We start from the raw sequence: 23,794 nt of genomic DNA, 5'->3' as shown, positions 1-23,794 counted from the left end.
GGGACGGTGCCGACGGGGACGGATCCGGGTCGGGAGGGGGAGGACGGGGACGGTGGGGACGGTGCTGACGGGGGTGGGCCCCGTGGGGACGGGGATCGTCGGGGCGGTGCCGACCGGGACGGGCCCGGGTCGGGAGGGGGACGGCCGGGGTGGTGCCGACCGAGCCGGGGCCGGGACAGCCGGCCGGGGTGGTTCCAGGGACGGTGCTCGCCGGGGGCGACCGGCGTCCGCCAAGTCCGTCAGTTCGTAGGGCTGTCGGGCCGCCGGGCCCTTGAGCCGTCGGCCCGTCGGCCCGTCGGCCCGTCGGCCCGACGTCAGACGGCGGTCGCGGTCGCGGTCCCGTCCGCGACGGGGGCGGCCCGGGTGCTGTCCCGGACGACCAGGGACGGCGGCAGCAGGATGCGTTCGGGCGGCGCGTCAGGCGCGGCCAACCGTGCCAGCAGCAGTCGTACGCACTCCCGGCCGACCTCCTCCAGCGGCTGGGCGATGGAGGTCAGCGCGGGCGACAGGAGCCCGGCGGTCGGCGAGTCGTCGAAGCCGACCACGGCGACGTCGCGGCCGGGGACGTCCCCGCGTTCGCGCAGCGTCTGGTAGCAGCCGAGCGCCAGCACGTCGCTGGCCGCGACCACCGCGGTCGCCCCCGCGTCGAGCAGCGGCTTCACGGCGGCGCGGGCCGCGTCGATGTCGTTCACGCTCTGCGCGCGCCGCCCGCGCGTCGGCAGCCCGTGCCGTTTCATGGCCCGCTGCCAGCCCTCGGCGCGGTCGTCACCGGCGCCGGAGGAGCCGCGCCCCCAGCCGAGGAAGGCGATCCTGCGATGCCCCAGGCCGATCAGATGCTCCACGGCGGCGTCCGTGCCCGAGGCGCCGTCGACGTCGATCCAGTCGCCGATCTGCCGCCGCGACCACATCCGGCCGAAGGCGACGAACGGCACCCCGCGCTTGGCGAGCCAGGCCTGGCGCGGGTCGTTGTGCTCGGTGCCGCTGAGCACGAAGCCGTCGACCTCGTGCTGGTCGAGCAGCTCCTCGTAGCCGTCCAGCGTCGGGGTGCCGGGCCGGCAGGCGAACAGCAGGATCCGGTACCCGGCCTCGTCGGCGGCCTGCGACAGGGCGTGCAGGAACCGGTCGAGGACAGGACTGCTGGCCGGCAGGGGCTGGATGCCGTAGCCGATCAGCCTGCTGGAGCGGGTGCGCAGGGTCTGCGCGGCGCGACTGGGGCGGTAGCCCATCTCGTCGATCACACGGCGGACCCGCTCCAGGGTCTCGGAACGCAGCAGGTCCGGCGAGTTGATCGCGTTCGACACGGTCTGCGGGGAGACCCCGGCCCGGCGCGCGACCATGGCGAGCGTCACCGGGCCGCCCCTGGCGGGCGGGTCGTTGCTGGAGCGGGGCATTGCGGCCTCCGGCGTGCAGAGGGAACGAGGAGCGGTTTTAGCGTTCCAAAAGCATTGTCAGCGCTCTGACGAGTCACTTAATGTCTTTGGAACGATCAAACGCTGAGAGGTTCTACTTCCTTGGACTCGACTGTCAAGACCCCCGACGCCAACGGCTCGGTCACGCCGCCCCCCGCGGTGACCGAGGGCCTTCAGCCGTTCCTGCACGACGCGGTCGTCACGCTGTACGCGCCCAGCTTCGTGATCTCACGCGCCGACGGGGCCTTCGACGGAGGCGCGGACGGCTTCTTCCACGGCGACCGCCGGGCGCTCTCGCGACTGACCGTCACGGCCGAGGGCATCCCGCTGGCGCCCGTCGGACACGGGCTGCGCGGGGCGGACCGGGCGGACTTCCGGTCGATCCTGCGGGGGCTCGGCGAGGTGACGCCCGACCCCGCGGTCGCCCTGCACCGCCGCCGGACCACGACGGCCGGAGGGCTGGAGGAGGTCCTCGACGTCACCAACGCGGGTACCCGGTCGGTCCGTTTCCGGCTGACGGTCACGGCCGGCACGGACCTCGCCACCATGGAGCAGGTCAAGTCGGGCCGCCCGGCCCAGGCGGCACCCGCGCAGGCCGCCGGCACCAGCGAACTGACCTGGGCGAGCGACGGGTTCGCCGTACGCCTGGCCAGTGACCCCGCGCCCGACGCGCGGGACGTCACGGCGGGACGGCTGTCCTACGACATCGCCCTCGACCCCGGCGCCTCGTGGACGGTCACCCTGCGCTGCACCGCGGCCCACGCGGACGGCGACCAGTTCCCGGCGCCCCCCGCCGACGCCCTGCCATGGCGCACCCCCGTCCTGCGCAGCGCGGACCGGGGCCTCGACCGTTGGCTGGAGCAGTCGCTCGACGACCTGGACCGCCTGCGCCTGACCGACCCGCGCTCGCCCGGGGACCGGCCGGACCAGTTCCTCGCCGCCGGCGCGCCCTGGTTCCTGACCCTCTTCGGCCGCGACTCGCTCTGGGCCGCCCGCATGCTGCTCCCGCTCGGCACCGATCTCGCGGCCGGCACCCTGCGCACCCTCGCCCGCCGCCAGGGCGGCGTCACCGACCCGGCCTCCGAGGAGCAGCCGGGCAAGATCCTGCACGAAGTCCGGCGCGACACCTCGGCGTTCAGCGACACGTTCTCGCTCCCGCCGGTGTACTACGGCACGGTCGACGCCACCCCGCTGTGGATCTCCCTGCTCCACGACGCCTGGCGCTGGGGCCTGGCGCCGGAGGAGGCCGAGCGGATGCTGCCGCACGCCGAGTCGGCGCTGGCGTGGATGCGCGACCAGGGGGACGCCGGCGGCGACGGCTTCCTCAAGTACGTCGACCAGTCGGGGCGGGGCCTGGCCAACCAGGGCTGGAAGGACTCCGGCGACTCCATCCGGTACCGCGACGGCAGCCTCGCCCACCCGCCGATCGCGCTGTGCGAGGTGCAGGCGTACGCCTACGAGGCCGCGCGCGGTGGAGCGGCGCTGCTGCGGTCCTTCGGCCGCCCGGGGGCCGACGAGTGGGAGGAGTGGGCGGACCGGCTCGCCACGCGCTTCCGCGAGCGCTTCTGGGTGGAGGACGCACGGGGTCCGTACCCGGCGGTCGCGCTGGACGGCGACGGCAGGCCGGTCGACTCGGTCACCTCGGGCTTCGGCCACCTCCTGGGCACGGGTCTGCTGAACCACGAGGAGAGCGCGCACCTGGCCGCCCGGCTCTCCGGCGGCGACCTGGACTCGGGCCACGGTCTGCGCACGCTGAGCAGCGAGGCGGCGGGCTTCAACCCGTACGGCTACCACATCGGTTCGATCTGGCCGCACGACACCGCGATCGCCGTGCACGGCCTGGTCAGGTCCGGCTTCCCGGACGCCGCGGCGTCGCTGGCGGACGGCCTGCTGACGGCGTCGGCGGCGTTCGAGGCCCGGCTGCCGGAACTCTTCGCGGGCCACGGCGCCGAGGCCGGCCCGCGTCCCGCGCCCTATCCGGCGTCCTGCCGGCCCCAGGCGTGGGCGGCGGCGTCCTCGGTCCTCGTCCTCCAGTCGGCTCTCGGCCTGAGCGCGGACATCCCGGCCGGCACTCTGACGGTCGCCCCGGGCTTCGCCCGCGCGTACGGACCGCTGACGGTCACCGGTCTCGAGGCCGGGGGGAAGCGGCTGGACATCGCGGTGAAGGGGGACGGATCGGTGGAGGTGTCGGCGCCGGAAGGGGTGACGGTGATCACCGGCTGACCGTGAGTCCTCGGAACCGGTGTCGGTCGCAGGGGCCGGGGCCGGGGCCGGGGCCGGCGTCATGCGCAGGAGTCGGCGTCACTCGTCTTCGGGTGGCGCCGCGGACTCCGCGAGCCGTTCGCCGATGTCGTCCGCCCATTCCTGGGCCCAGCGGCGGAGCTCGGCGATCGCCCGGTCGTCGAGCCCGCAGGCGGCGAACGCGCGGTCGTCGATCCACTCGGCCCCGACGAGGCGGGTCTGGAGATCGGCGAGGTCGAAGACGCCACCGGCGTGGCGGCGGCCGAGTTCCTCCAGCTCGGGGTGGCTCCACCGGTCGGCGGCGGCGTGGACGTCGACGAGATCGGGGGCGAGGCCCTGACCGGCCAGCGCACGCACCCTGGTGCCGACGAGGTCCTCGAGCGAGAGGACCGGACCGAACTCGCCCACCTCCAGCGGCCGCCACAACACCTCTTTGACCACCTGCACGGCGAACTCCTGCCTGAGCGCGGTCCCGGCCCTGGCGCTGGCTCCGGCCTCGGTCTCGGCTCCGGTCCCGGCTTCGGTCCCGGCGCCGGCCTCGGCCTCGGTCTCGGCTCCGGTCTCGGCCTCGGTCCCGGCCTCGGCCCCGGCTCCGGTCCCGGCTCCGGTCCCGGCCCTGGTTCCAGCCTCCTCGCCACCGACCACCCCCAGGTCACCGACCACGAGCCGGGCCGCGAGTGGCTCCGTCTCCGACGTCCGCACCCGCCAGCCGCGTTCCTCCAGGCCGGCGCGCACCGCCGCGACGATGTCCCCCGTCCCGACCGGGCTCTCGGTGGCCACGTCGATGCCCTGGCCGGGCCGGTCCACCAGCCCGTGCGCCCGCACCGCGTCCCCACCGGCGAGCGCCAGCCCGTACGGCGCCCCGACCGCCAGCAGATCGCCCAGCAGCCGTCGCCGCACCTCACCGCCGTTCACCCGACGATTATCGCCACCGCGCACCGAGCGGGGCGGGACCGGCGCCAGGCCGCGCGTCGGCGTACGCAGCCGCTCCGCGAAGAAATCCCGCGGGGGGTGTCATCCGGAAGCGGTCCCGGAGGGGTTTGAACGGGTGGAGAGGCGCCCTCCTTCCACCAGTCATTCAGGATCCCCCAAGGGTCCTTGTTCCACGAGGAGTTGTCCGTTCATGAACCGGACGCTGAAGTACCTGTCCTGCGCCGCCGTCGCCGCCGCCGTGGCGGGCACGGCCACGGCGGCGTACGCCGCACCCGCGAAGGCACCGCACGCCATCGTCGCGCGGGGAACGGCGCATACCCAGGCCGCTTCCGCCGCGAAGGTCCAGGCCTCCACGCCACTGCGGCCGACCGCGAAGAAGACCGCCCCGACGCCCCGTGTCGTCGCCCCCGGTGAACACGTGACGGCGGCCCCCGGCTTCGAGCTGTGGCTCACGGCGGAGGGCAAGTACTGGACGACGCCTTCCATGCCCGACGAGCCGCAGTTCCGCAGCGTGGTCGACGGCAACATCGATCGGAGCACCCCCGGCGTCTCGATGCAGGCCGAGGGCGACCGCAGTCGTGTCTACCTCTCCGGTGTGTACTACGGCGGCAAGGGCACCGCGTCCAGCGTCGAGGTCGACACGGCCGACGGGACGGTGCGCGGCAAGCTCATCGAGCTGCCCGGCAAGCCGGGTTGGGGCGCCTGGTACGCCGTCGCCGACGTCAAGCCGGGCAGCGGCTCCTGGGACTACGTCTCCCGGATCACCGTCCACGACACCAAGGGCAAGATCTACGCCCAGTTGAAGCTGCGCTGACCTCCCAGGCGGGGGCCCGCGCGGCCCCCGCCCCCGGAGCTCCCCGGCTCCATTCCTCCCCGTACCCGACCCACAGGGAACCGCGTTCGTGCCGCAGTACGAGAGATTCGAAGCCTCCGGGAGCACCGACTTCGCCGCCTACGCCAGTGCGGCCTGGACCCGTCTGCTACGGACCGCCGTCCTGCTCACCGGCGACCACCACGAAGCCGAGGATCTCGTGCAGACCACCCTGGCCAAGGTGTACGCGCGGTGGGGACGCATCACGCCCGACGACGTCGACCTCTACGTACGACGCTCCCTCGTCAACAACAACCTCAGCCGGGTCCGCAGAAGACGGGTCACGCATCTGCTGATGCCGTTCCTGCCCGAGCGGGTGCACCAGCCGGACAACGGCCACGCCGAGTCCGTCGAGCGCCGCGCCGCGGTCACGCAGGCGCTCGCCACTCTCTCCGCCCGGCAGCGGACGGTGCTCGTGCTGCGCTACTGGGAGGACCTTCCCGAAACCGCCATCGCCGAGGTGCTCGACTGCTCGCTCGGAACGGTCAAGACCCATGCGCGGCGCGGCCTCGCGGCCCTGCGCTCCCACCCGGCCTTCGCGGCCTACTCCGCCTCTGCATCTCCAGCATCTTCTGCATCGTCCGCCCCCACCGACCCCTCCGACCGCTCCCACCCCGTCACCGGAGCCCGCTGATGAACCACCCCAGAACCGAAGCAGACGCAGGCCCGGGACACGCCGAGACCGCATGGCTGCGCCAGGCACTGGCCGAGGCCGCACACGAGTTCAGGCCCTCCCCGCTGCCGCTGGCGGACGTGGAGCGCCGGGGGCGGCGGATCCGGCTGAGGCGGCGGACGGCCGTACTCGGCGCGGGATGCGGGCTGCTGCTGGTCCCGCTGGCCGTGGTCGTGCTGCGCGGCACGGAACCCGGCGCCGCCCGCCACGCGCCTCCCGCGGCGCCCGCGTCCGTCTCGCCCTCGCCGTCCGCCTCCTCGGCGGCGCCGGCCCCGACGCCCCGTGTCGTCGCCTCCGGTGAGCATGTGACGGCGGCCCCCGGGTTCGAGCTGTGGCTCACGGCGGAGGGCAAGTACTGGACGACGCCTTCCATGCCCGACGAGCCGCAGTTCCGCAGCGTGGTCGACGGCAACATCGACCAGGGCACCCCTGGAGTCGGGGTGCAGTCCGAGGGCGACGGCAGTCGTGTCTACCTCTCCGGTGTGTACTACGGCGGCAAGGGCACCGCGTCCAGCGTCGAGGCCGAAACGGCGGCCGGGACGGTGCGGGGCAAGCTCATCGAGCTGCCCGGCGACCCGGGTTGGGGTGTCTGGTACGCCGTCGCCGACGTCGAGCCCGGCGGCGGCTCCTGGGACTACGTCTCCCGGGTCACCGTCCACGACACCAAGGGCAGGATCTACGCCCAGCAGAAGCTGCGCTGACCTCCCGCGCGGGCCGCGCGAAAGAGGAGGCCTCCGGCGATCTGAAGGCCCGCTGTGCGGCGGGGCTGGAGCACGACGGTGAGCAGAGGGCTTGGCGGAAGCGGGCGTTGACCGGCCAGTCGTCTTCGCGGTGGGCGGGCAGCATCACCAAGTTCACGCACGATCAGTGGGCTTTGGCCCGGCGCGGACAGCTCGCCCGGATCCACAGCCTGCGGGCGGGCGTCGAGACGATCACGCACCGGCTTGCGCAGCCGGTCGGGGCCAGGGGCGCCAAGGGGGTGCCGGGCGGTTACCGCTCCGAGCGGGAGTGGTTCGCCAAGTCCCGGCGGCCCGCACCCGCCCGGCCTCTCAGTCAGCCCGCACCCGCTCCAGCCGGTCCTCAAGGACATGCAGAGCCCACCGCCTACCTGATCAACACCTCCCGCGCCGCCATCGTCGACCAGGACGCGCTGCTCGCCGCCCTGCACGAGGGCCGTATCGCCGGCGCCGGAGTGGACGTGTTCGACGTCGAACCGCTCCCCGCCGGCCACCCGATGCGCACCGCCCCACGCCTGCTCGCCACCCCCCACCTCGGCTACGTCTCGCAGGCCAACTACGCGACGTACTATGGCGACGCGGTGGAAGACATCCAGGCCTATCTGACCGGCGACCCGGTACGCCGCCTGGGCTGACGGGTCCCGCTACCGGACGGGCCGGTGGCCACCTTCGTCGACCCGGCAACCAGGAAGAAGCCCCGCGAGACCGCTGAGGTCGCGGTATTCGCAGGCCGGGCCAGTCCCTGCACCGGAATCCAGTCGGTGATTGTCACTCACATGTCATACGCTGCTTCTTCGGCAGCGTCCACGCACCCGTAGTCCGTGCGCGGGGGGCACGCGGCCTGTCCGTTTCCGCCCGGCGAGAACCGGGCTTCTTCTGTGGGGGGTTTCATCACTGTGCGCAGACGCAGCATCTCGGCCGCGACGGCACTCGCGGTCGTGTTCAGCTCCGTGGCCCTGGCCACGGGCATGGCGGGTCCGGCGGCGGCCGACTCCGCGAAGGTCCTTCCGGTGAACTCGGTCGGCGACATGGTCGTGGACGGTGTCCACCAGCGGGTCTACATCTCCGACCCGACCGCCGGCAAGATCGTCGTCACCGACTACTCCGGCACCGTGAAGACGACACTCACCGGTCTCCCCGGCGTGACCGGCCTTGCGCTGTCCGCCGACTCCGGCGAGGTGTACGCCGCCGTGAAGAACGACAACCGGATCGTCTCGGTGGAGACGGGGACGTACACCCGGACCGCGAGCTACCCGGTCGACGCGGCGCCCGGCGACCTGGAGGAGGTGGACGGCCGGATCTGGTTCTCCTACAGCGACGACTTCGGCTCGCTCGACGTCTCCGGCCCCGAACCCGTCGTCCATCTCGCCCAGCGCGGCGACGCCGGCTCCTACCAGGGCGCCGGGACGCTGCTGGCCGCCGACCCGGCCGTCCCGGGTGTCCTGGTGGTGGGCAACGGCTCCACGCTCGACGTGTACGACGTCGACGCCGACGGCGCCACCCTGCGCGCCGAGGGCGACATGGGCAGCGGCGTGAAGCAGTTGGACCTGACGCCCGACGGCAGTCAGGTGCTCACCTCGTGGGGCCCCGGCTACAGCATCGGCGCCTACTCGGCCACCGACCTCACCCAGCGGGCCGGCTACCCCGTCGGCCCGTACCCGAACGCCGTCCGTGTCGCGCCCGACGGCACCATCGCGGGCGGCAGCTTCTCCTGGTACGACCCCGACGTCCACATCCACCGGCCCGGTGACCGGGTGCCGGTGCGGGAGTACGACTTCCCCAACACCGGGAACAGCAGCGGCGCCGACACCCTCGTGGACGGAGCGCTGGCCTGGGCGCCCGACTCGAGCCGGGTCTTCGCCGTCTCCGTGAACACCTACGGCGTCCACACCCTGCGCGCCCTGACCGACCCCACCAAGGAACTGCCCACCCTCAAGGTGTCGGCCCCCGCCAAGTCGGAGCGCGCCAAGACGCTCACCGTCAAGGGCAAACTGACCTCGAAGACCCTCCCCGCCGCCGGCACCGCGCTGAAGGTGACCCGCACCGACGTCGAGTCGCCGAGCGGCAAGACCTTGGCCGCCGTCAAGACCAAGGCGGACGGCAGCTTCTCCTTCACGGACACCCCGCCCGCCGGCGGCAAGGTCACCTACAAGGTCACCTACGTGGGCGACGCCGCCCACATGCCCGCCTCTGCCTCGGCCGCGGTGGACGTCTCCCGCAAGGCGGCCGCGCTGACCCTGAACAACAAGGGCAAGCTGTACTCGTACGGCAAGAAGGTCACCTTCACCGCGCACCTCGGCACGACGTACAAGAACCGCACCGTCTCCATCTACGCGGACCCCTTCGGCCCCGACAAGCCGAAGAAGCTGCTGAAGACGGCCAAGGTCAACTCCAAGGGCAACCTGTCGGCGACCGTCAGCATGACCCGTGACACCACCGTCAGCGCCGTCTTCGGCGGCGACGCCCGCTACGCCGCCAAGACCGTCAAGTCGACCGCGTACGCCCGGGTGAAGGTCTCCACCGCCGTCTCCAAGCAGTACAAGACGGGCAAGATCGGCTCCACGACGTACTACTACTTCCACAAGAAGACCGATCCGCTGTTCACCACGACCATGACCTACTACCCGGGCCGCAAGCAGCGCTTCCAGCTCCAGGTGTACTACCAGGGCAAGTGGTACGACTCGGGCTACGAGTACTTCGCCCTCGGCACCGCGGGCAAGTCGGCCGTGAGGCTGGAGGCACCGGGCGAGTCCGGCATCCGCGCCCGCATGCGCTCGTCGTACATCAACGGCTCCTCCGGCGACAACGTGAACTCCACGACCCACGGCGCCTGGAAGTACTTCGTCTTCACCAAGTGACCTCCTGAGCCGAACCGGTACGGCCCCGACTCCCCGGGGCCGTACCGGCGCGACAGCCGCCCCACGCCGGGAAAACAGAAAAGCACGGACACCGCAGGTGGTTTCCTTGCCCGCTACCTGTTCCGCTGGAATACGCGCCGCAGCCGATTGACGCGCCACGGGGTCAACGCCATCGCACCCCCACCCACCAGCAGGCTGCCGATGGCGATCCCTCAGCACGGAACGAGTGTCCGGGCTGATCACCACGGCTGTCGCGGTTCAACCGGTTGCGGACCTGGTCGGCTCGCGCGGGAATGGTGTGGCCAATCCCGCGCCGACGCAGCCAACTGCGGATCGCGCGGACGATCGTGGAGTCGACCGACACCGGCCAATCGATGTCCCCGGCGGCGTCCGCCCGGGACTGGGCGGCGTGGAGGGGGTGCGTGCTTCGCCCGCCACACCGCACCGACCTCTCCGCCTCGCGGGAGGCGGGGATTGTCTGACGCCCCATTGTGATGCGCGGGTGTACAACCCCGTGTGGACGCCGGCTGTCTGTAAGGCGCTGGAGGGATGAGCTTTCGGTGCCTTTCCGTACGGAGATTGGGGATCAGGTGGGGAAGCAGGTCTGGGGAGTCGTCGTGGCCGGTGGTGCGGCGGCGGTGTTCACGGCCGTGGCCGCGGTGCCGGCCGGGGCGGCCGAGGGTGGGGTTTCGTTCACCCGTGTCCAGGTGAACGGCGGCAAGCCGATTGTGATCGGGGTGTCGAAGGAGGTCGCGGTCCCCGCCTCCTTCCGGATGGCGACCACTCACAAGTGGAAGTGGCCGGCGGTGTTCCTGTACCGCGGTGGTACGGGTGATCGGCTGTGGCACGCCGTCGAGACGAGCGACTGCATCAAGGTGAGCTCGGGCGTCTGCGACTTCAACGAGACGATGTACTTCGACCCGAGCGTGTGGGACATGCGCAACAGCGAGGCCGGGGCCTGGAAGGTCGGGGCCGAGGTGTACTTCAAGGGCGGCGGCGGTGACACCGACGACAAGGGTCTGACGGTCCACGTCAAGCGCAACTCCCGGCTGACCGTCAACGCCTCGCCCGAACCGGTGTCCAAGGGCAGGACCATCACCGTGACCGGAAAGGTCACGCGGGCCAACTGGGAGACCAGGAAGTACGCCTCCTATGGAGGCCGCCTGGTGAGCCTGCAGTTCAAGCCTGCCGGCACCGCCTCCTACACCACGGTGAAGAAGGTGTACGCGAACGGCTCGGGTGATCTCAGGACGACCGTGAAGGCCTCCAAGACGGGTACGTGGCGCTGGGTGTACTACGGCAACACCACCACCGGGCCGTCGACGTCGTCCGGGGACAACGTCGTGGTGAAGTGATGTCCGCGGTGCCGGCGGGCTGGTGGGGGCCGAGCCGGCGGTAACGGCTGCGACGGTCAAGGCGTCGGGTCCGCCACGATCGCGGCGGACCCGACGCCTTACGCCCCGGACGACCGCGAGCGGCCCGTGCACGGGCCTTCAGCGCGACGTGAGCCAGCACGCCGTGCGGACCATGAGGCCGGTCGCTGGTCGGCGGCCGGTGGCGGCGCAGTGCCTGCTGGTTCCCCGCCTCACCATCCGCAGTCGATGTCGGCCGATCCTCCACGGATGACCGGATCGGTGCTCGTACCGCTGATCCGCAGAAGACCGCCGTCCCGACCCCAGACCAACTCGTACGTACCTGCGTCGACGGGCCGGTAACCATCGTCGACCGTCCACGACCCCGACTCGCCCAGGGCCAGGCCGGTGCGCCCCACCGCGTACGCCTCGCCATTGCCGATCACGAGAAACGACGTCTCCCGCACCACGGCCGTGCAGCCCCCCGGCCCCTCAGGGCGCAGCACGTGGTACTCCGCGCCCGAGATCAGGTCGTCGGCCGCTCCCCCTGCCGTGCCGAGCACCGCCGTGGTGATCAGCAGAATGCTCACCAGCCGTGCCCACGTGGCCCGCTTCTGCGTGAGCCCCGAAGCACCCGCCGTGCTGCCCATCCGGATCAGGGACCGTCGGAGAACGAGCGACAGGACAAGGACGACTGCACTCACGGCCCAGCCGGGGATCACCCGCCCCTGCACGACCAGCAGGAGACTGCTCCAACTCGCCACGGCGGCGATGGCCAGACTGCCGAAGCCTGCTGCCGTGGAGACGGCCGGCGACAACCACACGCTGCGCTCCGCACGTTCTTCTGTCACGGCGGGTACGACTCTCCGAACCTGCCCCCGGTTGCGCCGAGAGGCCGAAGCACGGCGAGAGCCCCGGGCCGGATCCGCCATGCCTTCGGGAGCCGCGCGAGCGGGGACGTCCCCGCCCGTCCCGCTACCCTTGCGGGCACGCCGCCCTGTCGATCATGGCGGCGTGCTTCGCAAGCGACACCGGTCCCCGCTCGGCGTGCCCAAGTGCGCGCGTTCCGGGGCCGGTTGGGAGGGGGTCCCATGACAGAGAAATTGCCTGTGCCCGCCGATCCGCCCGAGCGGTCCCGGCAGTCGGGGCGAATACCCGAGGGCAAGGCCGCGGAGACGGGGGGAACACGGCGGGCGGGAACACCGCCGGGGGACAGGTCGCGCGCGGCGACGGACACGCGGCCCGGCGAAGCCGTCGGTGCCGGGCACCCGCCGTACCTTCCGCCCACTCCTCCCAGCCCTCTGTACGCGGGCGCCTATCCCTACAAACCCGCGCTACCCGACCTGCGCCGCGAACCGCCCTCCACCGTGAACACCGCCGTCCTCTGGGCGGCACTCGCCACCGGTGTGCTCAGCATGGTGCTGCTCGACGACGGTATGGGCGCCAATCTGTTCCTCGTCGCCCTGCCGGCCGCGGTCACCGCCTACTTCGCCGCGCGCCAGGCAGGCCGGACACAAGCCCGTCCCTGGACGCTCGCCTGGGGCATCGGAGGACTCGCTCTCCTGCTGGTTCCGGCGGTCCGCGCCGCCCAGTGGCCTTCCCTCCTCGCCGTGGCCACCGCCATCGGTCTCGCATCGCTCGCCCTCCACGGCTCGCGGACCTGGTCCGGCGTCGTCCTCAGCCCCTTGGGGCTGCTCGACTCGCTGCCCAAGGGCGCACGCTGGGGCTGGCGAGGAGTGCGCGCCCGTGCCGGCAACGCCTCCGGCAGCCTGGGCTCCGCGCTGCGCGCCCTTGCGGTGACGGCTGTGCTCCTCCTCGTCTTCGGCGCCCTGTTCGCCGGGGCCGACGCGGCCTTCGCCGACCTGCTGAGCAGGCTGGTCCCGGACACGTCCGTCGGCGACGGCCCCTGGCGCCTGGTGCTGTTCGCCCTCGGGCTCTTCGGTGCCCTCGCGGCGGCTCACACCGCCGCCGCCCCTCTGCGCTGGGACAGCCTCAGGACAAGCCCGGGCCGCGCCCGCGGCCGGGGTGAGTGGGCACTTCCCCTGCTCGTGCTGTGCGTGCTGTTCGCCGTCTTCAACGCCATCCAGCTCGCCGTCCTCTTCGGCGGGTACAAGGCTGTCCTGGACAAGACCGGCCAGGCCTACTCCGAGTACGCGCGGCAGGGCTTCTGGCAACTCCTGTTCGCAACGCTCCTCACCCTCCTGGTCATCGTCGTCGCGTTGCGCTGGGCACCGCGCGGCGGGCCCGGTGACCGGAACCTGGTGCGGGGAGTCCTCGGCACCCTCTGCGCGCTCACCCTGGTCGTGGTCGCCTCGGCGGTACGGCGTATGGGCATGTACGTCGAGGCGTACGGGCTGACGCGGCTGCGGATCTCCGTCGTGACCGTGGAGCTGTGGCTCGGCCTGGTCATCCTGCTGATCATGGCCGCCGGAGTCTGGGGCGCACGCTGGCTGCCCCGCGCCGTCGCCGCGTCGGCCGCTGCCGTGGCCCTCGCCTTCGGCCTGGCCTCTCCCGACGGGCTGATCGCCGAGAACAACGTGCGGCGGTACGAGAACACCCACAAGTTCGACCTGGACTACGCGCGTGGCCTCTCGGCGGACGCGGTCCCGGCTCTGGACAGGCTGAGAGAGCCCATGCGGTCCTGCGTCCTCGGCCCCCTGGCGAAGGGGCTCGGCCCGGCAACGGCCTCCTGGTACGGGACCAGTTGGGGAGAGGTGCGCGCCCGACAGATCCTCAAGGAACGGCCGCCGACGACGACCGACCCGGGAACCTGCTACGGCAGCGGGGAGAGCACCGAGTACGACCGCTGACCTGACGCCCCGTTCCGCCGGGGCGGCCATGTGTACGCAGCGCGGACTCCAGTGGCCCACGTGTGGCCCGACCCCGAACACGACGAAGGGCCGGCCCGGAAGGAAACCCTCCCGAGCCGGCCCTTCTCTCCGTGCCCCCGGCAGGATCCGAACCTGCGACACCCGCTTTCCTGGCCGAGCATCGGGGCCTGGGCCTGCTTTCCTGCGGTGAGGTTCGTGGACATGTATGCCTCGGCGAACGGGCGGTGGAGGAGGTCTAGAGTCGACCCGTGGACAGCAACCCCTGGTTCGTAGTCGAAGACCCTCAGGAGGACGGCGAGGAGCCCTGGGACTTCGATGCGGGCGAGCTGGCTTTCATCGCGACCCTGCAGGCCCGAGCCGCTTCATGGCGCGTGCCGCCGGCGTACAGCAGCGTCGGCCGCCCCGAAGACGACTCGTCGCTGCTGGTCCACATCTCTCTCAGCGACAGCGAGCGGCGACTGATACTCGGCGAATGGGCGGTGCACTTCCACGGCACCCATGTGCGTGCCGGCAAGGTCTGCGATCAGCTCTTCAACCTCCACGAGACACCCGAGCACGGGTTCTTCCACGCGAGCGGGACGGCAGAACAGCTCGCCGAGCAGTGCGCCACCTGGTTCGAGACTGTCCTGAGCAGACCGGTCATTCGCATGGAGTGGCTCGGCCTGGACAGCGTGTACGCAACGGGCTGGATCTTCGCGGATACCGCAGAAGCCCTGGCAGGCGGCGTTGACCATGCCCTCGCCTCCAGGTCGCATACGGGGTCGCGTACCTCCCGGGTCCCCCTCGACCGCCACCACCGCTGCGCTCTGGTCCGCGGCGCCTCGCAACCGCAGCAAGGCCTTCACGCGTCGCTCTGCTCACTGAGCCCCCAGGGATTGCGTGACGTGCGTCACGGGCCGGACGTGCCTTCTCCGCGAACGGCCCCATCAGCCCGCGAGGAAGGAAGAGGCTCCGTCGACCACCGCCTCAGGAGTTGGATCGCGGGCTGGTTCTGATGCCGTCGCCATCACGACGGCTGTCGGTGCTGTCTCCCGATATTCGCGAGAGATCGGCAGGGGTGCGGGAGTAACCTCCCGCGGTGACTTCACCTGACCAGTCCCTCGTGGCTCCCGATTTCGCCGTACCGCACCCGCCTGCCACCGACCGCTTCCGCCTGGAACCCCTCGGTCCTCAGCACAATGCCGCCGATCACGCCGCCTGGACCTCCAGCATCGCCCACATTCGAGCCAACCCCGACTTCGCCGGCCGCTCCTGGCCGCCTCCGGGGGGCATGTCCCTGGAGGCCAACCTCGACGACCTGCGCCGGCACGCGGAGGACTTCGACCGGCGCGTCGGCTTCACCTACAGCGTCCTGTCGGTCCCTGGGGATGACGTCATCGGCTGTGTCTACATATACGGCTCACGCCAAGACCCTGGTGTTACTGACGTCCGCTCCTGGGTCCGGGCGGACAACGCTTCCCTCGACGCTGAGCTCTACCGCGTCGTCAGCGACTGGCTGTCCCGTGAGTGGCCCTTCGAGCGTGTGGCGTACGCGCCTCGCTGAACCAGGCGATCCGAGGGTGACTCCCTGGAGGCCCCGGGGTCGATGGAGCGCGAAAGCTACGGAAGCTCATCTTCTATGACGTCAGTCACAGCGCTCCATCAATCCACCAACGCGCTTAGTAGTCATGGCATGACGGGCATCTGTGGTTTTGTCCGTTTTGGTCTGTATTCGGATCCCGTCATGCGTTCCGGAATTCACTCGGTCGGTCCGCGCGCCCGCTTCCCTGCGGCGTAAGGCTTCTGACGACGCGACAGCTTTCCCTCCCGCCGTCATGTGCGGAACCGGAGACCCATGTACTGCCCCGGCGAGGTTCCGGGGCCTACGAGGCGACGTAGTGGCGGGGCCCTTTGCGCTCCCTGTGGAGCCGTCCTAAGAATGTCGACGCACAGGACGTCGCCGCAGTTCGGAACCGGTGTTCACGCACAGTCGACCGCGCACCGGGCGCTCGGCGTCACCGAGTGAGTAGGAGCCCCCCCACATGAAGTCGTCCCGAACGTCCGCGAGACTCCTCGCTCTCGGCCTGGGTCTGGCCTCGAGCACGCTGGTGGCGGCCGTGCCGGCGAGCGCCCAGCCGGCCGCCACCCCGTCCGCTGCCGCCGGTACCTCCGTGGCACGGTACGCAGGGTCGGTCGAGGAGACCGCGAACAACAAGGCGTTCTTCGAGGCGGTGCTCAAGTCCGTCGCCGAGAAGCGTGCCGCCCAGCCGAACGCGCAGGCGGTGACTGTCTACTACAACGCCTCCCACGCACCGAGCTTCCGTTCGCAGATATCGAGCGCGGCCTCGATCTGGAACAGCTCCGAGTCCAACGTCAAGCTCCAGGAGGCGTCGAGCGGGGCCGACTTCTCCTACTACGAGGGCAACGACTCGCGCGGGTCCCACGCCTCCACCAGCGGCCAAGGACGTGGTTACGTCTTCCTCGACTACACCCAGAACCAGCAGTACGACTCGGTTCGCGTCGTCACCCACGAGACCGGGCACATACTGGGCCTGCCGGACCACTACAGCGGGCCGTGCAGTGAGCTGATGTCCGGTGGCTACGCCGGCACGTCCTGCACCAACCGCTACCCGAACGCCACCGAGCGCTCGCGTGTCGACCAACTGTGGGCCACCGGACTCGCGCAGGCCCCGGGCACGGTGAACCAGCCCGCCGACCCCCCGAGCGCTGAACCGCCGGTACGGCCCGGGGCGCCGAGCCACGGCCCATGGCATCCGCGCCACAGCGCAGTACCTGTGGACCCTGCCGAGACTCAGGCCGGGTTCCCCGCTCAACGCGCACCCTGGCCTTCCGCGCAGCGCTGATCCGCAGCACATGACCAATACTTGAGTCATCGAACACGACGAAGGGCCGGCTCAGGAGGGAAACCCTCCTGAGCCGGCCCTTTTCTCCGTGCCCGGCAGGATTCGAACCGGCGGCACCCGCTTCAGGAGTTCGATCCGACGACGAAACCACAAGGACACCGCGAAGCCCGCTGAGACCTTCGGCGCAGCGGCACAGCAGGGTCAGAACCGTACGGGGAGCCACTTGACCCGGCTCATGCCGCCCTGTACCGGGCCGCCGCCCGCTCACGCATCGCTCACACGATGCCGGCGGCTGAGCAGCGCGCGGGTCAGACCTGGCCGAGGTCGATCTCCACCGGGAAGGGGGCCCACCAGGACGCCTCCTGGCCTGGGGCAGCGGATCCGAGCTGCATGTGCCCGCACTGTTATCACTTGAAACGTGCGGCACACGAGTGACTCCGTTAACGTGCGATGACTTGGATTTTACTGGCACGTTAGAAGGGCGTTGCTCATGGCGCAGTCTCTCGCCGATCTCGCGTCGGCAAGAGTACGAGGGATCTTGCGATACTTCCCCGAGAGCTCGCAGGCCGAGCGTGAGGAGTTGCGTGCCACGGCGCGGGAACTGCTCGACGGCCACGGCGAGGAGGTGCTCACCGCCCTCCCTCCGCTCGAGCGCGTCATGTGGTATCTCGCCGCCGAGGGGCGCGCCGAGGATCTTGTCGAGGTGGTCCGGCACCAGCGCAGGGACCCGGGCGGCTTCCTCGTGGCAGGCGCCCGGCGCCCCCGGCTGGTGCTGCCGGGGCTGCGGGGCCTGGAACTGCCTGAACGGATCGCCGCACTCACGCGTCGCGACTTGCGGGTGACGGCGCAACTCACCTCGGTCACCTGGCGCGGCGACGATCTGGTGTGGGAAGGGTACGCATTCGTCGCGAACATGCCGCGTCCATCGAGCCGCGCCATCGGCCGATTCGCGGTGCTGAAGAACGACGAGACCGGCCGCCGCATCAGACTGCGCGTGCGCCGCACCCGCAGCGAGCAGGCCACCGTCGCCTCCGGACAGGCCCTGCACTGCTACGACCAGACGGGCTTCGAAGTCGTCGTCTCTGCTCGTCGGCTGCGCGAGCTCGCCGGGCACGGTGCCGGTCAGTGGTTTCTGCACGTCGGGATCCTGGGACCGGGCGGGGCCTACGGCGCGCGGGTGCGCCAGCACGACGCGGGCACAGCCGGGCACAACCAGGTTCGCCATCTGGCGGACGGCTCACGTCTCGTGGTCGGCTTCACCAAGAATGCCGTGAGCATCACGGTGCAGCAGCCCCCTGTCGAGGTCGAGTCCTGCACCGTCGCGGACGGTGAGCTGCGACTGGTCACCAGGGCGCGGAGCGGCGCCAAGGCCCCCACCGCCGTGAGCGTCGTCGAAGGCGACACCAGACTCGACAGCCCGCTCACTCCCCTGTCCGGTTCCCCTGACGCGTTCCGGCGTTACCAGTCGGTCCTCAGTCTTGACCAGCTGGCCGCGAACGACCTGCCGGGAACCAAGACCCGGCAATTCAAGGTGACCTTGAGGGGAGCCGACGGCCGGGGCCAGGCGGCCCTCCTCGCCGAGGGCTTCACGACCGGCAGGCACCGGATTGCCCCCGGCCGCGAGCTGGCAGTCCACCGCGACGGGCCCGGCAGGCTGGTGCTGGCCACGCGCGCCGTCCGACCCGTGGTCGACGCGATGACCGTGACGGGGTCGGGGGAGCTGGTGCTCGAGGGTACGTATCCCGGTGAGGAAGCGGCCGGGAAGAAGGTCATCCTGCGACACGGGGTCCGCTTCGAGGAGAAGGAGCTGCCGGTCGAGCTTGCCGACGGACGGTTCACGATCCGGATCGATCCCGAGGCGGCCCCGCAGGCGCACGGTCCCGAGCTGCCCCTGTGCCCCGGTCGCTGGTACCTGTACTTCCGCGACGCGGACGCCTGGGACAAGTCCGAGGACGTCCCGGTGACCTTGCGTCCGGAGCAGGTGCAGGAGCTGCCCATGCGCTTCAGTGGCCCGCAGCGTGCTTACACCGTGGACCGCCGCCACTTCGACCGCATCTTCATCGAGCCGCAACGGCTGCTCGGCCCCGGTGAGCACGGCGCCTACCGGCAGCGCATGCTGAGCGAGGTGTACTTCCACGAGCAGCGCGAGCTCCCCCTGCGCGACGCGGTGCTCTACATGAGCCTCAGCGGCAAGCAGTTCTCGGACTCGCCGCGGGCGGTCTACGAGGAGCTGGTGCGCCGGGGGGTCGACGTCGAGCACATCTGGACCCAGGACGGGGGACTGCCCGAGATGCCGCCGGAAGCCCGTGTGGTGGGCCGTGGCAGCCGCGAGTGGTACGAGGCACTGGCGCGCAGCCGCTACATCGTCGTCAACACGACGGTGGGCGACTGGTTCGTCACCCGCCCCGGGCAGCGGGTCGTGCAGACCTGGCACGGCACGCCGCTGAAGAAGATCGGCAAGGACCTCCAAGGCACTACCAAGTCGAATCCCGCCTATATCGCCAGCCTGCCGCACAGCTACCGGCAGTTCGACTTCGTGGTGTCGCCGAACGCGTACACCACAGAGATCATGCGCAGGGCGTACACCATCGAAGGCGAAATGCTCGAGAGCGGTTATCCGCGCAACGACGTCTTCCACGCCCCCGACCGCGACGCGCGGGCCGCGCGGGTCAGGGAGCGGCTCGGCCTGCCCGAGGGCAAGAAGGTGGTGCTCTACGCTCCTACCTGGCGGGAAGACCAGAAGCACGCGAGCAAGCTCTACAAACTCGATCTGCGGATCGACCTGGCCGCGGCCCAGGCCGAACTCGGTCACGACCATGTGCTGCTCTTCCGCAAGCACCCGAGGGTCCACGGCAACATACCGGGTGCCGGCCAGGGCTTCGTGTGGGATGTCACCCGCTACCCGGACATCGCCGATCTGTACCTCGTCGCCGATGTGCTGATCACCGACTACTCCTCGGCGTTCTTCGACTTCGCGCACTCGGGTAGGCCGATGCTGTTCTTCACCTACGACCTGGAGCACTACCGGGACACGCTGCGCGGCTTGTACTTCGACCTCACCACCCGGGCGCCCGGCCCGCTGCTGCAGACCTCCGAAGAACTGGTCAAGGCCCTGCGCGACGTCGATGCCGTCGAAGCGGAGTACCGGGAGAAGTACGCTCAGTTCGTAAAGGACTTCTGCGAGCCCGGGGACGGTCTCGCGACAGCGCGGGTTGTGGACCGCATGCTCGACGGCGGACCGCACGCCGCAGCCCGGACCGACGGCTGAGCGTGCCGCGCAGGGCCGGGCCCGACCGGCCCTGCGCGGATGTGACACGCGGCGCGGACCGCCCGGGGCCGTTTCGCCTCCGTCCCGACTGGCCTGAATCGCTCGTTCGGGCGCGTATCCGGTGCAGGTGTCAGGCCCGATGTCCAGGATTGACCTCGCGATGTGTTTCCTCGTGAAGGTGGGAGAGCATGCCGACGTACATCACGCTGATGAACTGGACCGATCAGGGGGTCCGGGACTTCAAGGACACCGCGAAGCGCGCTGAGACCTTCGGCGCAGCGGCACAGAAGATCGGGGCGAAGCTCCTGAACATCTACTGGACCGTCGGTCCGTACGACCTCGTGGCCGTCGTCGAGGCACCCGACGACGAAACCGCCACCGCGGCACTCCTGCATCTCGGCGGGGTGGGCAACATCCGTTCCACGACTCTGCGGGCCTTCGGCCAAGGGGAGATGGAACGCATCATCGCCAAGGCGACTGTCTGACGACCTCCACTCACTGCAAGCGAAGGCGCATCGTGAGCTCGCCGAGCAGGGCGCATTACAGCCCGGCTGAGGAGCCCGAGTCGGCCACCTGCTCTACGAGCCAGGGCTACCACTTGCCGGTCAAGACCGTCGGATCGCCGTGGACGGCCATGAAGACCGCGGTGCGTGGGACGGAGCCTGATACGGGGCGCTGCCGAGCGGCCTCGGAGGGCGGTCCGGGCAGCCTGCCGTCAAAACGGCCCGGACCATGATCGGTCCGGGCCGTTTCGCCTGGTGCCCCCGCAGCATCGCCGACGGCGGCAACGGCGTTCACCAGGCCATGCTCGGCATCGCCCGACTCCACAACCTGGCCCTCACCGGTAACCCGCACCCCATACGGGACAACCTCTAGGTTCTGCTTTGTCCCTGCGTGAGTGCTTCGCCGACCACGAGGCCGATGGCGAGGGCGGTGACGATCGTGACCAGCTTCAGCAGGTCCTGGAAACCCTCGACGTAGCCGCCGACCAAAGTGGTCAGACCGCGCATGCCGAGCGAGCCGACGGTGAGCGTGAAGAAGCCGGGCAGGATCAGGATCAGCCGGGGTGGACGGCGCGGCCCGCGCGCGATCAGCGTGGCCGTGGCGGCGAGGACGACCGCGGCGACGAAGGTGCTGCCCGTCTCCCCGGCGAGCTTCGTGAGCGCCGACTGCACGCCGACGGTGACGTAGACGAGCAGGAGCAGCGGCCAGAAGAAGCGCAAGGGGATCGCGAAGGCGAGCACGGTGCCAGCTGTGAAGACGATCCAGGCCAGGAACAGCGCCCACCGGGGAAGGTCGGAGTGGGCGGCGACGTCAAAGAAGGCGTGGGGGGAGGCGCCGGCGAAAAGGACGCCGAGCAGGACGCCGACGTACAGCTGGACCAGCAGGAAGACGGAGTAGATGAGCCGTATCGCACCGGTGGTGATCAGGCCGGCGGCCAGCTCGGCGGTCGCCGCGCTCAGGTAGTCGCCGGGGACAAAGTAGAACAGCGCAGGCAGCATCAGCAGCACGGGACCGCCGTGTGCGGGATTGCCGGCGAACAGCTCGATCGTGACGACGGAGACCGCCGTCGACACCGTCAGCGGAAGGAACCGGTGCAGCCGGGGCACACGGTCGGCGGTGACCACGAGAGCCGCGGCGAGCGCGCCCAGCACGGCCGTGGTGGCGATCTCGTACCAGGTGGGCTGCATCAACGGTGCGAAACCCAGCGCGAACAGCACGATGCCGAGGAACTTCAGCCACCACGGGTACGGTGCCGGCGCCGCCTTGATCTCCATCAGCCCGCGATCGGCCTCCGCGATTCCGGTCCGGCCCGCCCGCACTTCGGCGAGGAACGGCTTGAGCGCGGCGACCTGGTCGAGGCGAAAGACCTCCGGGAAGCCGTGCACGATGACGGTGCGGGTACCGCCGTCCGCCGCGGTGACCGTGAGCACCGCCGCCTCCGGCACCAGCAGCAGGGACGCGGCGCCGCCGAAGGCACGGGCGCTGTCGGTCACGGCTCGCTCGATGAGATGGGCGCCCTCGCCGGACGAGCGCAGCAGCAGGCCGGCCAGCCGGGCCAGGAACGCCGTGAGATCGTCGACATCCGCGACCGATCGCTGCTCCACGCCCGCCTCCACCGCCTGCATCCTCGCTCCAGGGCCAGGAGTTCCTGCTTACACGAGCGGCCGCCTCAGGGCACCTCGGGCGGCACGATCCCCGTCATGGATGAGGGCTCGAAAGCCCGCCCGGTGAGTTCGTGGCCGCGTCATCAGGCGTCCGGTGATCTCGCGGTAGGTCGCGGTCGAGTAGTCACTCGGTCAGGTCTCCGGTGTTTCCCGGTGTGCACCGCCCAGGGTGAGACGGATCCACGCCAGGGCATCGGCGGAGTTTTCCCCGGGCGAGGCCGTGACCTGCGGAGATTCGGGTCGCGGTGTGTCTGAACAGGGGAAACGCTCCTTCGTGGTTCTCACTGGTTCACGGTGCTTCCCGTCCCCATGTGTGCTGAACACATGCGGTGGATGCCGTTCGACGAAGACACGGGTTGCTCGGGGAAACCGGCGAGCGGCCGCAGTGAGGTGCGGGCGTCCCGTCAGACCTTCTCGACTCGCACGGAGTGGCCTGCGAGGAGTTGGTTCATGTCGTCGGTGTCTGAGGTGAAGACGGTTGCCTGGGCCCCCTGTGCGGCTTCTCTCCCGGCTACAGCAGCAAGAATGGCGTCGATGGCGTACTTGTGCCCGTGCAGGCCGGCTGCCTTCAGCATGTCGCGCGCCATGGCGGTCACCTGGTCGTCCGTGTGCACGATGCGGATCCGGGACAGCGTCCAGTTCCACAGTGACTGCCTCGACGCTTCGCGCGGATCCCAGGCCTCCAGGGTCGTGAGGGCCGAGGTGACGATCGGGATGTCGAGTCGCGGGGCCGTCTTGATCAGCGCGGTCATCTCCCGATCGCCCTGAACCGCCTTGGAGAGGGCCTCGGCGTCGAACACGAAGACGCGCTGTCGCGGTCGGTGCAGCTTTGCTCGGGCGGTGCGGCTCACGCGGCCTCGTCCGAATGTGATCGCTGCTCGTCATGCCAGCCGTCGATGGCGACGATGCGGTCCAGCGCTGCCTGCTGTTCCTCTTCCGTCACAGCGCCGTGCTCTTCCTCGAGCCGGTCGGCCAACTCGCGCAGTCGGTCCATGGCGTCCTGATGGGCGGCGGCGGCCGCGATGTAGCCGGACACACCGCGTGCGTCGACGCGCTCCTTGATCGATTCCACCAGCTCTTCCGGCACGGTGATGGTGATCTTCCGGGTTGCCATACTTAAAGTATGCCAGGTTCTGGGTGGCGTGGCTTGACTCCCCGAAGAAGCCGGCTCCGAAGAGCAGGGGTGCACGGGATGCCGCCCTCCACCCGGGCGAGGACTCCGGCTTGGCCTGCCACGTCCCGATCGGGCGCAGATGCAGCACGACCCGCGACAGGTCGTGAGGCACGGCGTGGGCATTCACAGCGGCCGCGTACTCGCCCACGCCCTGGCCGTCGACCGAGACGGTGCAGGAACGTCCGTCGATACTCAGCTGAAAAGGGTTCGGCGTCGTCACCGGCGGAGTCTGCGCCCACGGTCGGACGGCCGCCGGAGGGCTCTTCCTGGCAGGCACGGCCCCGTATGTCGGTGGCTTCGTCTGCCTTCCCATCATGACGCTGAACGAAATCACTCGATCCTGGACTTTCCCCGTGATGCTGGACACTCGTTGCTTACGCCGCGAGGGCGTGTTCTTGCTCGTGTCGCTGTCGGATCTCCAGCGGGGTGAGGTATC

At 70.6% G+C, this 23,794-nt stretch carries 18 protein-coding genes and 4 pseudogenes; 15 read left to right on the top strand and 7 right to left on the bottom strand.

All coding sequences use genetic code 11. The annotated features are described in order from the left end of the window. Positions 1-314 precede the first annotated feature (314 nt). Positions 315-1,391, bottom strand: a complete 1,077-nt coding sequence (locus ACIOWN_RS16185; protein WP_362345606.1) for a LacI family DNA-binding transcriptional regulator — start codon at positions 1,389-1,391, stop codon at positions 315-317. A 120-nt stretch (positions 1,392-1,511) separates the two neighbouring features. On the opposite strand from ACIOWN_RS16185, the gene ACIOWN_RS16180 reads away from it, so the two are divergent. After that, positions 1,512-3,632 carry a glycogen debranching N-terminal domain-containing protein gene (locus tag ACIOWN_RS16180; protein WP_401982532.1) on the top strand — a complete coding sequence of 707 codons (2,121 nt, stop codon included), beginning with the start codon at positions 1,512-1,514 and terminating at the stop codon, positions 3,630-3,632. 78 nt (positions 3,633-3,710) lie between these two features. On the opposite strand, the gene ACIOWN_RS16175 is transcribed toward ACIOWN_RS16180, so the two are convergent. After that, positions 3,711-4,565, bottom strand: coding sequence for a hypothetical protein (locus ACIOWN_RS16175; protein ID WP_401982531.1), 855 nt, complete (start codon positions 4,563-4,565; stop codon positions 3,711-3,713). 208 nt (positions 4,566-4,773) lie between these two features. Between ACIOWN_RS16175 and ACIOWN_RS16170 the strand changes: the two genes are divergently transcribed. The 6 genes and pseudogenes from ACIOWN_RS16170 to ACIOWN_RS16145 all read left to right on the top strand — a co-directional run bounded on the left by ACIOWN_RS16170 (position 4,774) and on the right by ACIOWN_RS16145 (position 9,722). After that, positions 4,774-5,397: a hypothetical protein gene (locus ACIOWN_RS16170; RefSeq protein WP_401982530.1), complete on the top strand. Its 624-nt coding sequence runs from the start codon at positions 4,774-4,776 to the stop codon at positions 5,395-5,397. Between the two features lie 88 nt (positions 5,398-5,485). Beyond that, on the top strand, positions 5,486-6,088 hold the full coding sequence (locus tag ACIOWN_RS16165) for a SigE family RNA polymerase sigma factor (protein ID WP_401982529.1): 603 nt from the start codon (positions 5,486-5,488) through the stop codon (positions 6,086-6,088). Beyond that, complete coding sequence (locus tag ACIOWN_RS16160; RefSeq protein WP_362345596.1) at positions 6,088-6,828, top strand: hypothetical protein; 741 nt, start codon at positions 6,088-6,090, stop codon at positions 6,826-6,828. Before ACIOWN_RS16165 ends, ACIOWN_RS16160 begins: the two co-directional genes overlap by 1 nt. 29 nt (positions 6,829-6,857) lie before the next feature. Beyond that, positions 6,858-7,157: pseudogene (locus tag ACIOWN_RS16155) on the top strand (IS200/IS605 family accessory protein TnpB-related protein); the annotation flags it as partial. A 63-nt stretch (positions 7,158-7,220) separates the two neighbouring features. Continuing rightward, a pseudogene (locus tag ACIOWN_RS16150) lies at positions 7,221-7,499 on the top strand (NAD(P)-dependent oxidoreductase); the annotation flags it as partial. A 261-nt stretch (positions 7,500-7,760) separates the two neighbouring features. Beyond that, positions 7,761-9,722, top strand: coding sequence for an Ig-like domain repeat protein (locus ACIOWN_RS16145; RefSeq protein ID WP_401982527.1), 1,962 nt, complete (start codon positions 7,761-7,763; stop codon positions 9,720-9,722). A 232-nt stretch (positions 9,723-9,954) separates the two neighbouring features. Here the strand turns inward: ACIOWN_RS16145 and ACIOWN_RS16140 are convergent. Next, positions 9,955-10,062 (bottom strand): annotated as a pseudogene (locus ACIOWN_RS16140) (IS5/IS1182 family transposase); the annotation flags it as partial. Between the two features lie 250 nt (positions 10,063-10,312). Here ACIOWN_RS16140 and ACIOWN_RS16135 point away from each other — a divergent pair. Beyond that, entirely contained in the window at positions 10,313-11,077 is a 765-nt protein-coding gene (locus tag ACIOWN_RS16135; RefSeq protein WP_362345593.1) for a hypothetical protein, read from the top strand. Between the two features lie 230 nt (positions 11,078-11,307). Here ACIOWN_RS16135 and ACIOWN_RS16130 read toward each other — a convergent pair whose 3' ends face one another. Beyond that, complete coding sequence (locus ACIOWN_RS16130; RefSeq protein WP_362345591.1) at positions 11,308-11,925, bottom strand: hypothetical protein; 618 nt, start codon at positions 11,923-11,925, stop codon at positions 11,308-11,310. A gap of 240 nt (positions 11,926-12,165) precedes the next feature. Between ACIOWN_RS16130 and ACIOWN_RS16125 the strand changes: the two genes are divergently transcribed. The 7 genes and pseudogenes from ACIOWN_RS16125 (at position 12,166) to ACIOWN_RS16095 (ending at position 20,892) form a co-directional block, all read left to right on the top strand. Further along, positions 12,166-13,884, top strand: a complete 1,719-nt coding sequence (locus tag ACIOWN_RS16125; protein ID WP_401982526.1) for a DUF4153 domain-containing protein — start codon at positions 12,166-12,168, stop codon at positions 13,882-13,884. 269 nt (positions 13,885-14,153) lie between these two features. Continuing rightward, positions 14,154-14,900 (top strand): hypothetical protein, encoded by a 747-nt coding sequence (locus ACIOWN_RS16120; RefSeq protein ID WP_401982525.1) that lies wholly within the window; start codon positions 14,154-14,156, stop codon positions 14,898-14,900. Positions 14,901-14,983: 83 nt separating this feature from the next. Beyond that, positions 14,984-15,448, top strand: a complete 465-nt coding sequence (locus tag ACIOWN_RS16115) for an N-acetyltransferase (RefSeq protein ID WP_362345585.1) — start codon at positions 14,984-14,986, stop codon at positions 15,446-15,448. Positions 15,449-15,926: 478 nt separating this feature from the next. Then, a pseudogene (gene snpA / locus ACIOWN_RS16110) lies at positions 15,927-16,589 on the top strand (snapalysin); the annotation flags it as partial. A gap of 649 nt (positions 16,590-17,238) precedes the next feature. Continuing rightward, on the top strand, positions 17,239-20,016 hold the full coding sequence (locus tag ACIOWN_RS16105; protein WP_362345583.1) for a CDP-glycerol glycerophosphotransferase family protein: 2,778 nt from the start codon (positions 17,239-17,241) through the stop codon (positions 20,014-20,016). Between the two features lie 188 nt (positions 20,017-20,204). After that, entirely contained in the window at positions 20,205-20,501 is a 297-nt protein-coding gene (locus ACIOWN_RS16100) for a GYD domain-containing protein (protein ID WP_100568889.1), read from the top strand. A gap of 247 nt (positions 20,502-20,748) precedes the next feature. After that, on the top strand, positions 20,749-20,892 hold the full coding sequence (locus tag ACIOWN_RS16095; RefSeq protein ID WP_362346006.1) for a hypothetical protein: 144 nt from the start codon (positions 20,749-20,751) through the stop codon (positions 20,890-20,892). Here ACIOWN_RS16095 and ACIOWN_RS16090 read toward each other — a convergent pair. From ACIOWN_RS16090 to ACIOWN_RS16080, 3 genes are all read right to left on the bottom strand, one after another. Continuing rightward, entirely contained in the window at positions 20,889-22,145 is a 1,257-nt protein-coding gene (locus ACIOWN_RS16090) for a threonine/serine exporter family protein (RefSeq protein WP_401982523.1), read from the bottom strand. The genes ACIOWN_RS16095 and ACIOWN_RS16090 overlap by 4 nt on opposite strands. A 443-nt stretch (positions 22,146-22,588) precedes the next feature. Continuing rightward, the gene (locus tag ACIOWN_RS16085; protein ID WP_362345579.1) at positions 22,589-23,035 is read right to left on the bottom strand and encodes a hypothetical protein; all 447 of its coding nucleotides are present in this window, start codon (positions 23,033-23,035) and stop codon (positions 22,589-22,591) included. Continuing rightward, positions 23,032-23,298, bottom strand: coding sequence for a hypothetical protein (locus ACIOWN_RS16080; protein WP_362345577.1), 267 nt, complete (start codon positions 23,296-23,298; stop codon positions 23,032-23,034). Before ACIOWN_RS16080 ends, ACIOWN_RS16085 begins: the two co-directional genes overlap by 4 nt. Between the last annotated feature and the right edge of the window lie 496 nt (positions 23,299-23,794).

It is taken from the genome of Streptomyces sp. NPDC087787, from assembly GCF_044743035.1.
Classification (GTDB): Bacteria; Actinomycetota; Actinomycetes; order Streptomycetales; family Streptomycetaceae; genus Streptomyces.
This window is presented reverse-complemented; position numbering and strand designations above follow the sequence as displayed.